General features: G+C 38.5%; 13 protein-coding genes. 2 read left to right on the plus strand and 11 right to left on the minus strand.

What is annotated here, in order from left to right:
• Positions 1-32 precede the first annotated feature (32 nt).
• On the minus strand, positions 33-1421 hold the full coding sequence (locus AC3CH7_RS01620; protein WP_031419640.1) for a UDP-N-acetylmuramoyl-tripeptide--D-alanyl-D-alanine ligase: 1389 nt from the start codon (positions 1419-1421) through the stop codon (positions 33-35).
• Between the two features lie 146 nt (positions 1422-1567).
• A complete protein-coding gene (locus AC3CH7_RS01625; protein WP_012293956.1) occupies positions 1568-2962 on the minus strand; it encodes a Mur ligase family protein in 1395 nt (464 codons plus the stop codon).
• Positions 2963-3102: 140 nt separating this feature from the next.
• On the opposite strand from AC3CH7_RS01625, the gene AC3CH7_RS01630 reads away from it, so the two are divergent.
• Positions 3103-4314: an ATP-grasp domain-containing protein gene (locus AC3CH7_RS01630; protein WP_031419637.1), complete on the plus strand. Its 1212-nt coding sequence runs from the start codon at positions 3103-3105 to the stop codon at positions 4312-4314.
• An 81-nt stretch (positions 4315-4395) separates the two neighbouring features.
• On the opposite strand, the gene AC3CH7_RS01635 is transcribed toward AC3CH7_RS01630, so the two are convergent.
• The 9 genes from AC3CH7_RS01635 to AC3CH7_RS01675 form a co-directional block, all read right to left on the minus strand.
• Positions 4396-6612 (minus strand): YheC/YheD family protein, encoded by a 2217-nt coding sequence (locus tag AC3CH7_RS01635; RefSeq protein WP_488381530.1) that lies wholly within the window; start codon positions 6610-6612, stop codon positions 4396-4398.
• A 97-nt stretch (positions 6613-6709) separates the two neighbouring features.
• Positions 6710-7141, minus strand: a complete 432-nt coding sequence (locus AC3CH7_RS01640) for a hypothetical protein (RefSeq protein WP_031419634.1) — start codon at positions 7139-7141, stop codon at positions 6710-6712.
• A 158-nt stretch (positions 7142-7299) separates the two neighbouring features.
• Positions 7300-8013 carry an HAD family hydrolase gene (locus tag AC3CH7_RS01645; RefSeq protein WP_012293951.1) on the minus strand — a complete coding sequence of 238 codons (714 nt, stop codon included), beginning with the start codon at positions 8011-8013 and terminating at the stop codon, positions 7300-7302.
• A gap of 60 nt (positions 8014-8073) precedes the next feature.
• On the minus strand, positions 8074-8445 hold the full coding sequence (locus AC3CH7_RS01650) for a DMT family transporter (RefSeq protein WP_012293950.1): 372 nt from the start codon (positions 8443-8445) through the stop codon (positions 8074-8076).
• Positions 8446-8457: 12 nt separating this feature from the next.
• Positions 8458-8781, minus strand: coding sequence for a DMT family transporter (locus AC3CH7_RS01655; RefSeq protein WP_012293949.1), 324 nt, complete (start codon positions 8779-8781; stop codon positions 8458-8460).
• A gap of 46 nt (positions 8782-8827) precedes the next feature.
• Positions 8828-9040 carry a helix-turn-helix domain-containing protein gene (locus AC3CH7_RS01660; protein ID WP_031419630.1) on the minus strand — a complete coding sequence of 71 codons (213 nt, stop codon included), beginning with the start codon at positions 9038-9040 and terminating at the stop codon, positions 8828-8830.
• Between the two features lie 11 nt (positions 9041-9051).
• Positions 9052-9690: a DUF2975 domain-containing protein gene (locus AC3CH7_RS01665; RefSeq protein ID WP_036167960.1), complete on the minus strand. Its 639-nt coding sequence runs from the start codon at positions 9688-9690 to the stop codon at positions 9052-9054.
• A 136-nt stretch (positions 9691-9826) separates the two neighbouring features.
• A complete protein-coding gene (locus AC3CH7_RS01670; protein ID WP_036167957.1) occupies positions 9827-11344 on the minus strand; it encodes an ABC transporter permease/substrate-binding protein in 1518 nt (505 codons plus the stop codon).
• Positions 11337-12290 carry an ABC transporter ATP-binding protein gene (locus tag AC3CH7_RS01675; RefSeq protein WP_036167953.1) on the minus strand — a complete coding sequence of 318 codons (954 nt, stop codon included), beginning with the start codon at positions 12288-12290 and terminating at the stop codon, positions 11337-11339. Before AC3CH7_RS01675 ends, AC3CH7_RS01670 begins: the two co-directional genes overlap by 8 nt.
• Positions 12291-12544: 254 nt before the next feature.
• Here AC3CH7_RS01675 and AC3CH7_RS01680 point away from each other — a divergent pair, with 254 nt between their 5' ends.
• Positions 12545-13939: a hypothetical protein gene (locus AC3CH7_RS01680; protein ID WP_207889827.1), complete on the plus strand. Its 1395-nt coding sequence runs from the start codon at positions 12545-12547 to the stop codon at positions 13937-13939.
• Positions 13940-13959 lie beyond the last annotated feature (20 nt).

Consider the following 13959-nt stretch of genomic DNA (forward strand, 5'->3'; position numbering starts at 1 on the left):
GGTGTCTCAACTATTAGAGACACCCTTTTTATTTAAGATAAATTTTTAAGATTGTTGGCAAATTCAATCATAGATTTACTTGACATCGGTCCTTTTATGAGAACAATGGTGTCCGCGTCAAGCTTTGGTTTCAATATTTCTAAAACACCTATTACATCTTTAAACGTATGAACCTCTGCTTTAGTTCCATCTTTTTTCGCTTGGTCGGCAATTGCCTCTGCCCTTTTGCCAATCGTAATTAATGTATCTATCTGTCTTTCAGCTACTTTGGAGCCAATTTCCCGATGATATTTTTCTTCAAAATTTCCTAATCGCTTTATATCCCCTAGCACAAGAATAACTTTTTTCTCTTTTCCTACTGTATCTAACACTTTCAGGGCTGCCTCGACAGAAGTTGGATTATTGGTCCACGTATCATCAATAATGGTACTGTCACCTAGACCTGTCGTAAATTCTAAATGCCTCGCCATTTGTTTAAAGGATCTTAAACCTGCAATAGCTTGGCGTATAGAAAGTCCCATTTCGCTACAGGCAGCAATGGCGGCTAACGCATTATATACTTGATGCTCACCGTAACCCGGCACAAATACATTGTATTTAGTGTCTGCTACTTCCAGCACAAATTTCATGCCTGTATGAGCAAATTGGATAGCAGAAGCTTTGTAATCAGCCGAATCTTGTAAACCAAATTTAATAATTTTCCCTTTAAATTTTTGGTAAGATATTTTTTCGATGTTAGCATCATCTGCATTAATGATTAGTGTACCATCTGCTCGAATACCCTCTACAATCTCTGCTTTCGCTTTAATATAACCTTCAAGATTGAGACAGCCATCTAGATGGTGAACACCAATATTCGTAATAATGCCGATCGTCGGCTGATAAATCATGCATTGGTGTTTTATGTTCCCTGTATTCCCCAAGCCTAGTTCAAAAATGGCTGCCTGTGTTTTATCATCCACGCCCGTCAAATAGGGTAATGATTGCCTTGGCTCATTTTTACTACTTACAGATGCTTGCACTTGCCAATGCTTACTAGCGATATGTTTTAGCATCTCTTTTGTTGTCGTTTTACCACAGGTTCCAGTCAATGCCACAACCGGAATATGAAAAAGACCACGATAATATTCGATAAATGTCCAATAGGCCTGCGCCACGCTTTTGACGTGTAAAACCGTTGTATTATCTAACGCATTTTTTAACTCAGTAGCTGGTTTATCAGATATGACAAGGGATGGTCCCTTCCTATCAATCTCTTGCCAGTTGATTTTATCACTTCGACTCACAAACATAAGTGTATGACTTTGAGTTAAATCATGTCGATTATAGTAAATTGCATGCTTTACAGACCATTGATCTGATCCATGGATAATTTTCCCCTGCAAGACGCCTCTAATTTTTTGCACACTAATGGATTGCAAGTGTACTACGCCTCCTTTCTTTATCAATCTTGTACATACCTATTCATTCTCTTGATCACGAGTGCTACTTTTCTGATCAATTACTATACCTTATTAGAGTGGTATTCTATGTGACACAGTTAATATCCTAACCATGAAGAAGTGAGCTAAACTGTGGGAGGCGGAGGTTTATATTTAAGCTCAGTTGCTAATTTCGAAACCTGTTCACTATACATATCACCCTTTATGAGGACAATCGTATTTTCATCTATAATCTTCTGCAACAATGGATAAACAAGCGTGCTATTTTTATAGGTATAAACTGGAGCGTTAAAGCCTAATTTCACCGCATGATCAGCCATAATCCGTGCATGCTCGCCAATAGTAATTAGCACATCCACACCAATACGTTGGATTAATTCACCCGCTTGCTCATGTATAATATAGCCCCATGAGCCCAAATCGGTAATCGTGCCAATAACAGCAATTTTTTTCTTTCCATCTCCTAGCTCATTCAACACTTTTAAAGCCGCCTCTAAGGAAGTTGTCGTAATACTCCAGGTATCATCTAAAAGCATAGAATGATTAATGCCTTCAAAGAGCTGTAGTTGTTTTTTCAATTGACGGAAAGATTGGAGTTGATTGGCTGCAACTGGAATAGGTACCCCTATTTCATAGGCCGCTGCAATGGCAGCAAGGGCGTTGTACACTTGATGTTGACCAAATCCCGGTACAAAAATATCATAAGTTTTTCTATTATGGTGCAGCTTAAAGTTCATACCCTTTTGATAATATTGGATATGACTTGCACGAAAATGACAAGAATCATGGATACCCACCTTCACTAAGCGCCCATTAAACTTAGATATATCTAGTTTTTTAGTATTCATATCTTCGGCGTTTATGATGAGGGTTCCTTTAGGTTGAATGATATCTAGCATTTCTCCCTTTGCCTGAATATAGCCTTCAAGCGTCTTACAATAATTCAAATGATGGGCACCGATATTCGTAATAATCCCAATGGTCGGCTTGAAATACTTCCCTGCATTCGTGACATCTCCAGGTGAGCCAACAGCTGTTTCAAATACAGCCGCCTCTGTGTCATCTTCAATATTCAGTAAATATTGCAATGATGCCGTTCTTGAATTACTACTTAATGTCGTTGCTGTCACTTGTCGATCAGCAGAAAGAATATGTTTAATCATCTCTTTCGTCGTTGTTTTGCCTGAAGTACCAGTAATAGCAACAATGGGGATATGAAATTGATTGCGATAAAAGTGAACAAACTTCCAATAGGCCTCATCTACATTCGCAACCTGTATGATAATAATCTTGGTTGGAATCTCTGTGGGCCGATATGCTCTGTCGGTCACTATTACAAGAGGAGAAAGTGGCTCAAGACTTTTCCAATTAACAATACGTTTACTTGTAAAAAGGGCCGTATTGGGCTTTTTCACTTGTTTTAATCGATAAGCACCATGCTGTATCAGTATGTCCTCAGACCCTTGCACTATATAGCCCGCCGTAATCACTGCTAAATTTTTCACCGAAAGAGGCTTCATATTTTTTCTCCCTCCTTTCTTTTCTAGTATATGTAACCTCTTAAAAGTTGCTTGGATGTAGACAAGATACACAACTAGAAGAAAACTATTTCTTTGCATATATATAAAGGTGATTAAGTATCTAAGTACCAATAGAAGGAGTGATATACCTGAAAGCGATTGTATTTATCGGTACAAACAAATCCGGGTCTAGTCGTGAAGCAACAAGAGCAGCAGAAAGATTAGGCTATTTCACAATACTTTTCACCAATAATGAAAAACAACTTCAGCAGCGCCGATCTTACCCCGATATTCATAGAATGATTCTCATTGATACTTTGAATATCGAAAGAATGAAAGAGGAAATTGATAAACTAGGGAAAACCGGATTAGAGATAAAAAGTATCGTTAGTTTTGTTGATCCATTTGTTCATATTGCTTCCATGTTATGTGATGAATTTTGTCATAACTACACATCCTCTTCCGCAATTGAAATCATGGAGGATAAAGAAAAGACTAGAAATCATTTGAAAGACCAACCATACTCACCAAAATTTTCGCTCATGAAACCTAATGAGCCTATTGCAAAAAATTTAACATTTCCATTAATCGTGAAATCACCAAAGTCAACAGGTTCCAAAGATGTACTATTAGCAACGGATGTCGACCAGCTTCAAAACCACCTCAAAGCATTGCGTAGTAAAAATCCCTATGAAACGATTATGATTGAAGAATATTTGGAAGGCCCTCAATATTTAGTAGAGGCGGTCGTATATCAACGGCAATCACATATAATTGGCATTATTGAACAGGAAATTACCCAAGGGAAACGGTTTATCATAACAGGCTATGGCGTATTAGTGAAAGCCCCTTTAGATATTCAGGCAGGCATTGAGGAAGTTCTTCAGTCCATTGTCAAAGCATTTGATATAGAAAATGGCGCTCTCCATTTGGAACTCCGATTGACAAAAAACGGCTGGAAACTCATTGAGATTAACCCAAGGATTTCTGGAGGTGCCATGAACAACATGCTTCAAGCGGCACTCGGATTTAGTTTAGTAGAAGAAACATTGAAGCTTCTGCTTGGCGAAGAGCCTAACTTTCAGCCTAGACATAAAAAATTTGTTTACACAAAATATGTCATTGTAGAAAGCAAAGGAATTTTAGAAAAAGTAATTGGTAGAACAAGAGCGACAAATTCAACGGGAGTGGTCGAGGTTTATGTTAAACCAAGGAAAGGTACATTCTTAACCCCTCCTTTATCAATGGGTCACCGCTATGCCTATGTCATAGCACAAGGGTCAACCTTATCGGAAGCTCGGAATCATGCAACAAATGCCGCCAAAGAAATCAAATTTATTTTAAGAGTATGAAAAAAAACCCCGAATAATTGCCGCTTGCCAGTGGACAGTTACTCGGGTTTTTATATGCATTCCGTTATCGTGATGTAATGATTATTCTTCTTTCAATGTTTGGTCCAAATATTTCACCGTCTCAAACATATTCGTTTTACTAGCTCCCTTTACGAGAATCGTATCATGAGGTTGTATGAGTTTATCTAGCAGTGCATGCAAGGCATCTTTATTAATAAAGTGGTGGACCTTGGATGGGTCCATCCCCATCTCAATTGCGGCATTACTCATTTCATCAGTCCTAAATCCATAAGTGATGAATTCATCAATACCTACCTTATAAATATACTCGCCAACCTTCCGATATTCTTCTTCCCTCAACACCCCAAGCTCCCGCATTTGTCCAATAATCGCTACTTTTCTTTTTTTGGCAATATTGGTCAATACATCAATGGCAGCTCGGACTCCTTGTGGATGGGAGTGAACCGTATCATCTATGACCGTTATATCATCACGCAAGTTATAAATCGTTAATCGTCTTGGTGGCTTTTTAAAGTTGAGCCCTGCCTGGATATCCAATGGACTAAACCCTAAATAATCAGCTACAGCTACAGCATTAAGGGCATTATAAACATGATGCTCCCCTAAAATAGGAATATACAATTCTATTTCTTGACCATGTAGCTTCATTTTAAAGGACATGCCGATATCCTTATACTGAAGGTCATATGCTCGGTAATCTGCATCACTTTTTATGCCCACCGTTAACATTTTCCCTTTAAATTGCTGTGTCTCTAAATATCTTGAATTATCATCATCCTTATTCAATATCAGTAGCCCTTGTTGGTCCATCCCATGAATCAGTTCCGACTTTGCCTTCGCAACCCCTCTTACATCCCCATCAAAGTTACCTACATGGGCCAAACCAATATTCGTCACAATACTAATATTCGGCTGTATAATGCTACAGTGATTCGTAATAATACCTGGGTACGCCATGCCGTATTCTAATACGACAGCCTGATGAGAGTCATTGATTTCTTCCTTATGCTTTTTTGTATGCTCTGTCGTATTCCAATAATCCTTCGATTCAAACACATTCCATTTTTTTGATAAAATCGAACCGACAAATGCCTTGGTTGTTGTTTTTCCTGCACTTCCTGTAATGGCAATAATAGGTAAGTCCTTTTTAGCCTCCACTTGATTGCTTTTTGGTTGAACAATATCTTTTTTGACGTCCGTTTGATTGTTTTTCTGTTGAACCATTTTCTTTTTTACAGGTTTATGGTTTTTTGCGAGATACATCGCATAGCGGATAGAATTAATGACGACGTCTAATTCTAAATAAAAAGCAGGAGGACAGCCTGGGCGCCAATTTACCTCATACATCCAAATTTTTTGTTGTTGATCTAAACCGACGTCAATGCCTATTTCATCAATGACTTCCCCGAACTTTTCCATTTGTATGTCATCTAGATGATGCGCCAGTGCTAAAGAGAAATGCTCAAGCATTCGTCGAATATTGTAAGCTTCTTCCTTGAACTCTTGCTCTAAAAATGGGTCTAAATAATTGGTGAATCCACCATTATTTATATTTGGGATGATAGAGCCATTTGGAGCAATCCGAGGGTAGACAGTCGTCACCACCCATTTACCTTCACCATTTTTTTGTACATGCAGACGGAAATCATATACCTGGCCTGCCTTTGTAATGGATTGAATATAAGGCTGCATAATAAAAGTACCAGACGCAAGTTGCTCTTTTAATAAGGCATCTAATTGTGGCTTCGAATAGATTGTATTCGTACTATCTTTTCTCACCTCAAAATTCTTGGGTCCGGCCTTCGTAATAAAATAAATACCCTTTCCTTTACGTCCATCAATTGGCTTAAACACAACTCTTTTATAATAATGGATGAAGTTATGAAATACATCAGCATTCTTGACAATTTCAGAAGGAATCAAATACTGTTCAAATTCCTTGGCTTCTTTTAATCGTTTCATAACATTCCATTTATTCCCTATCGAATAGGTCGTAAAGGGAATTTCTTCTTTTAAGCGCTCAATAATCTCTTTAGACACAGATAACTTCTCTGGACTTCCCGCATTATAAATAACATCTGGAAAGGGCATTGTTTTTTCCTGCCATTGCCCATTCTCATATACCTTAGCGCGAATGCTACGTTTTTCAAAATCAACACTTTTAGGTGTAAAGTAAAAAAACTGTGCCCCTTCTGCCTTTGCAACTGCCGCATATGCATATGACTTGAGAACTGTCGTCGGATCAAGTCGATGATGCAGCATACCAATAATCGTCATAGCTAAACTTCCTTTCATTAGATTCTATCTCTATTACATTCACTCTTAATCCTTTTCATATAGACAGATGCTCTAGCTCTAGTCGTTTAATAGGATGCTACCATTTAGGTTCAATGATAAATTTCCCTTTTAGCATATCTGGCTTTAATAGCTGAATCGCAGAAATACTACTAAGCTCAATGGATTTTTCTGTACTTGTCTTTTCTAGCCTCACTACATCCGCAAGGGAATTGGTATCGTTCCCCTCATAATCAAAGGCACGTAGCAAAGACACCGTGCCACGATATCGATCTTTATCGACGTCCTCTATTCGGAAAAACTCCGTTTCAAAGTCCTTTACCGTATCCATTAGTCTTAAATGTGCGCCACTATTGGTAATTAAAAAAAACGGAATCGTATCACTCCCAACTATTTTTACAAGCAGCTGACCGAAATATTTAGAATGAAAATCCATCATAATATCCTGAAGATCCTTCAAATCGCACAAAGCTTCGCATAAAAAATGATTTCTTCTTTTCTCACTATTCAAATTGTAGCCCCCTCCCTAGTCTGAATAAGTATCCTAGTCTCCGTAAGTTGCCCTCTCGTTATAATATGTAGCGATACATAATATGACGACTTTTTCACAAAGAAACTAAAAAAACCTCTACCAAACGAAATGAGTGGTTAGAGGTTCGAAGCAAATCATTATTTGACAAGGCTTGCCAGTAGCTGTTCTAAATCATATTGTTCCAAATCATCTATTGTATGATGACCTGTAGAAAACGGTAATTGCTTGGTGATGGTATTGGGAACCACTACCGTGTGAAGACCCGCTGCCAAAGCTGCACGTGCTCCATTCGGTGAATCCTCCATAGCTATCGCTTCATTAGCACTTACACCTAATTGTTCAAGTGCCTGCACATACAGCTCAGGATCAGGCTTAACATTTGTCACCGTATCAGCGGTACAATAACAATCAAAAAACTCTCGTATACCCAATGCATCTACAAATCGATCAATCCATGAACGGCTTGAACTACTTGCAAGACCAATTTTTAAACCCGCTTCCTTTGCTTGCTGCAAAAGATTTAAAATACCAGGCCTTATCACTTCCAACTCCATCAGTTCCGCATGCCTTCCTTGAATGGATGTTCGAAATGCCTCCTCATCTAAATCCATTTGATGATGTGTAACTAGATAGGTATAAGGATTAAAATCCTGAAGATTTGTACCAAGGCATTTTGCATACGTCTCTAACGATAATGCCACACCATAAGATGCATAAGCATCCTTAAAAACTGTGTACCAAGCTGTTTCTGTATCAATAATCGTCCCATCAAAATCAAAAATAATCGCCTTCACTAGCCCATCCTCCTCCCCTAAACGGTCATTTGCAATTCCTGCATTGCTATCCGCCATTTTTCTGACTCTATCCGTCTATTTCCACATGCTATCCGTCACTTTCCTACTGCTATCCGTCTATTCTGGCATGCTATCCGTCACTTCCACTTTGCTATCCGCCCCTCTATCATTTCGATTTCCTTCATTTAGCAAAATAACTCCGCCTATTATGAGTGCAATCCCAAGCGCAGAGTAGAGGTTAAACATATCGTCCCAAATGACAATACCTACAATAACCGTCAAGGCGGTGCCGACACCTGACCAAATGGCATAGGCCAGGCTTAGTGGCAAAGTTTTCAAGCATAGGGATAGGCTGTAGAATGATATTCCATAGCCAAGTGCCACCGCCACAGATGGGCCTAGAACTGTAAATCCATCTGAAAGCTTCAGCATAGTTGTTGCAAAAACCTCACTGATAATCGAGAGTGTTAAAAATAAATAGCCTTTCATCTCGTTAGCCTCCTAATGACTACCCGCAAGATTAAGTACCACGACACCTAAAATAATACAAAGAATCCCTAGTACCTTCTTACGATTAAATAATTCCTTATACAGTACAACACCCACGATGGCTGTTAGTGCTGTGCCTAATCCTGCCCATATTGCATAGGCTGTGCCAATGGGTATTGTTTTTAGGGTTAAGGCTAAACAATAAAAGGCCGTGCCATAGCCGACCACTACTCCGAGAGATGGCCAAATACGAGAGAAGCCTTCCGTACGCTTGAGCATAGAGCTTGCAAAAACTTCTGCTACAATGGCGATAAATAAAAAACTGAAAACCATCATTTTTATGAAAATCCTTTCTTGCTGCTATGTTTAAATGCTACAATGATTAATCTTCATCCTCGACATATTCTAATATATCTCCCGGCTGACAGCCCAGAGCCTTACAGATAGCATTTAAAGTAGAGAAACGAACAGCTCTTACCTTACCTGTTTTTAAATTAGAAAGATTGACAATTGACACATCAACCCTTTCTGCAAGCTCACTCAGTTGCATTTTACGATCCGCTAGCATCCGATCTAAACGAATAATTATAGTCATATTTTCACTTCCTAAGCTGTTGCATCATATTCATCTTGGAGAAATGTACCATAACGGAAAATACGCGCAATGGTCCAAATCACCAAACCACATAGTAATAATGTCCAATTAATGCCTGTGTAATGATAGCTGATCCCTGTAATAAAATCTGTCTTTTCCAATAAGGATTCAAGCTTAAACGGTTGCATCATTAGATAGACGATATATGTACGGAATGCACTTACAGTCAAGCTCAAGATTATCACACAATACGCAATTCTTTCTATTTTTATACTATTATCTAGTGAAAATATAATCCCTTTTGCTATATTACTTAAAATATTTCTTACTTGAACAACGATTAAAAACAGAATAGTTATGTATATGGTAGCAGTTACTAATAATTTCACGATATCCATTTTCCTGTAGTACATATCTTGAACTGTCTGCTTGGACAACAGCATTTCCAATCCCTCAAAATGAATGGAAGCTGTCACACTTGTCTTGACTAACCAATGATTCACAGCATCCTCTGACACAATCATTGCTCCTACAAAAATAACTGCCATGCACGCCATGCCTAAAATCATGAGAGCCATGATGACCGTAAAGATGATCCGAAGCCCCTTTGTCAACAATTGAAATTCTTTGCTTTGAATTGTTTTCTCCATTTTTAGCATCCCCTTTCTTCTATTTTATTATACTGTTCCTTTTATCTCTATCAATAATAAATTAATGTTTATCATTAAATTATTATTGATATTAATAAAACCCTCTAGCACATTTCTACTAGAGGGTCATGATGGTTTATTTCAGTAAGCCGGCATTGACTAGATACTGATTAGCTACTTCTGCCGCTAGTTTTCCTTCTACATTCACTTGATAATTCATTTCCCGCATATCATCGTCTGTAATTTGATCAGCGAGTTTATCTAAGGATTGTTCAATCTCTGGATATTGGTTCAGCGTCTCTTTTCGTAATAATGGGGCTCCTTGATAAGGCGGAAACAGCGCTTGGTCATCCTCTAATACACGGAGCTTGTATTGACGAATTTCACTATCCGTTGAATAAGCATCGAGTAGGTTGATATCTCCCGATTCAATCGCTTGGTAGCGAAGCTTAGGCTCCATTGTTGCAAGGGAGGGAAACGCAATATCATAGCGTTTTTGAATCCCGACATATCCATCCTCACGATCATTAAATTCCAATGTAAACCCTGCTTTAACAGCTTGTTCTATCGATTTAAGGTCCGAAATAGTTTGTAGCTGATATCTTTCTGCCAAGTCCTCCGATACTGCTAACGCATACGTATTGTTATAGTTCATTGGGCTCAGCATCACCATATCAAATTGCTTTAGCATTCCATCTTTCGCCTGCCGATAGACATCTGCCTCATTATTATTGATGGCTTCTTGTTTTAAAAATTCTGAGATGGCTGTGCCTGTAAATTCTGGGTATATATCAATGCTGCCAGATTTCAACGCATTAAATACAAATGAGGTTTTACCCAGTCCTGGTTTTAATTGCACTGTTAAGTCTGTATCCTGCTCTATTAATAACTTATACATATTAATGAGAATTTCAGGCTCCGCTCCTAGCTTTCCAGCGATGACAATTTCATCTTGGTCTTTACCATTTAGAAGCGGCATGAAGACCATCATCCATGCAACCATACTCACAAGACTGACAGCTATTACTGTTTTTCTAAATGACAGCGACTCAAGCCTTTTCAGTAAAATATCGAAGATTAATGCTAATATTGCTGCAGGCACAGCCCCTAAAATAATGAGTGCGGTATTATTACGATCAATGCCTAGTAAAATAATATCCCCTAAACCACCGGCTCCAATTAAAGCAGCTAATGTGGCTGTACCAACAATTAACACCATAGCGGTTCGAATACCAGCCATGATGACAGGCAGAGCAAGAGGCAATTCGACCTTCAATAAACGTTTAGGTGTGTTCATCCCCATTGCCAATGCGGCCTCCTTCAATGAAGGGTCCACTTCCTTGATGCCTGTATAAGTATTCCGTAGAATCGGTAAAAGTGCATAGACCACTAAGGCAATGATGGCTGGAACTTTGCCAATTCCGAACAGAGGAATTAATAACCCAAGTAACGCTAGAGATGGAATCGTTTGTAGCACGGCACTAATACCAATTATAGTTTCTGCTATTTTCTTTTTATTGGTTAAATAGATACCTAGCGGAATGGCAATAATGATGGCAAAAAATAGGGCTATAAAGGAGATTTGTATATGCTCGAGTAATGCTGCCAGAAGCTGTTCCTTTCGTTCCTCAAACATGTCCACGAAATTAGTCATGTGCTCGACCTCTTTCCTTGAAATCATTTGCGACATATTGCAGTATAGCTGTTCGAGTCACCATACCCATAATCTCCCCATTTTCTTCCACGCCAAGAACGTTATGCTCTGTCAGTTTTTCAAGAATCGTTGTGATCGACTCATTGATAGTAATCGTATCTCCTAGCTCACTAACACTTACGATTGGTTGCATAACCGTCCGAATATCAAACCTATTGTGAACTGAATTTACCCCTATAAATTGTTGGACAAAATCATTCACTGGATTTTCTACCATTTCCTGAGGAGATCCAATTTGAACAATTTCTCCATCTTTCATGACACATAGTCGATCCCCTAGCTTCAGCGCCTCCTGCATATCATGCGAGACAAAGACGATGGTTTTTTGAATTTTTCGCTGCATATCTAATAGGTCATCCTGTAACTTTGTACGACTGATGGGATCTAAAGCACTGAAAGGTTCGTCCATCAAAATAATTTCTGGATCCGCTGCTAATGCACGAATTACGCCCACTCTTTGCTGTTCCCCTCCAGATAACTCCTTTGGCTTGCGCTGACGATATTTTTCAGGCTCAAGGCCTACCAATTCCAATAGTTCATCCACACGCTTTTGAATTTTAGTTTTACTCCATTTTTTTAATTCTGGGACAATCGCAATATTTTCTTCAATGGTCATATGCGGAAAAAGAGCAATTTGTTGTAACACATAGCCGATACTCCAGCGTAACTCGTGAATATTATAATCACTTACTCTTTTTCCATTGATCCAAATAGTTCCTTCAGTCAATGGAATTAATCGGTTGATCATCTTCAATAAAGTAGTTTTACCACATCCACTTGGACCGATAATAACGAAGAATTCACCTTTTTTAATCTCCACGTTGAGGGCTTTGACAGCCACATGGTCGTTACTATACATTTTTGAAACATTATCAAATATTATCATTTGCCAGCTCCTTATATTTCGCGAATAAAATAGTAAATTTGTATTTCGTCTATATATTTCACAAATAATAGCCCTTCCAAACATTTGTACGAAGGCTAGTTGATTTACTACACTCCCAACTCCTCAATGGTAGTAAAACCTCTTTACTATTTATCATAGCATTTTATCCCTAATTACACATAAATCTACTAAATTGACTGTTAATTCCGTCTTATGAGAAGATAAAAAAAACGGCAATTGGGAGGTAGTGAACTATGAAGAATGTCTTTCAATTTATACCTATTAACAAACTGGCTGATAAGTTTCCCGAAAACTCTTGGTGGGCAAGCCATTACACGGATTTTAGTGAGAACGACCTTGTTGCGTACTATGAGGGAGATTTGAAGCTTCCTTTTCTTGATTTGGATTGGGACATTCCTTTCCCACAGCAAGACAATGTGATCATTATTGTTATTGATGGTCATTTGACGGTAGATCATTTATACAATGCAGAAACGGATGGTGCAATAGGACTGATGGTAATGGGCAATTTGACAGCTAAAAATATAGCTGTAGGTGGTCAGGAAATCTATGTTCACGGACATCTGACAGTAGAGGATATTTTGTGTGGCTCCTATAATCATGGGGAAACGATTGTCAATGGTCATCTTCAGGCAAACGTATTAGTTCAAGACGATGAGTATCGCTTTAACGTTCATGGACAGAAGTCACTGCAATGTATCGTCAACATTTGGCACGGAGATGGCGTTTTTCAGGAACTCCCTATCCGTATACAAGATGTGTTAATTGACGAGGTTTTTTATGATATGGATGACGATGAAGAAGAGATTGAATTTTCATTCGTCACATTGGTGAGTATCCTTAAAGAAGGACGCTCCGCACTGACTAATTTACAGGAAATCCCCCACATCAAGAAGGCAACTCATGTAAATTTTACGGACCATCACATCGATGTGGAAAATATACTAAAGCTAACAAAGTGTATTTTGATGACTGGAGACAAGCCTTATTTTGACCTTGAGGAACATGGTGTGCATTTCACTGTTCAGCGAGCGCATATCGATGATGACGGAGACAAGACGAATGATAGCATTTATATGAAAACCTCCCAGTATCATTATTTTATTTGGCTCAATGAAGATCAAACCGTCTCCCTATTGAGAAAATCATTCGATGAAGGAGATGAATGGTGGGACATTACGGATTTACCTCAGGACAATTTAGTGGATATTCAGGATCACTGGATTATGTTATTAACTTGTGTAAATGTCGCTACCCTTTATGTGCCTAAAATCGAGGTACAATATGTAGAACGAATTTTACAACATCCAGAAATTCAAGGGCTTGACGAGGATGACGATGGTTTCTGGGACGGTTCTAAATATTATAGTTTTCGTCAGGCCTATACGGATGAAGATGGTGATTTTATTCATGCTCGTATTGAAATTAAGACGCCTGATGAAGCGTATTATTTTTATTCATTAGAAAATCCATCCTATGTTTCTCGACACTACCAACCACCTAACCATTTTGGTCGCCACGAGATAGCTTTTTTAAATACTAGACGCTGGGAGGCTTCCGAACAATATTTTGAGAGATTTAAACAATATATGTCTCAAACTTTTAAGATAGACAATTCAGCGGAATGACATGGAACTATTTAACGTTC

The organism is Lysinibacillus sp. F12, assembly GCF_057773605.1.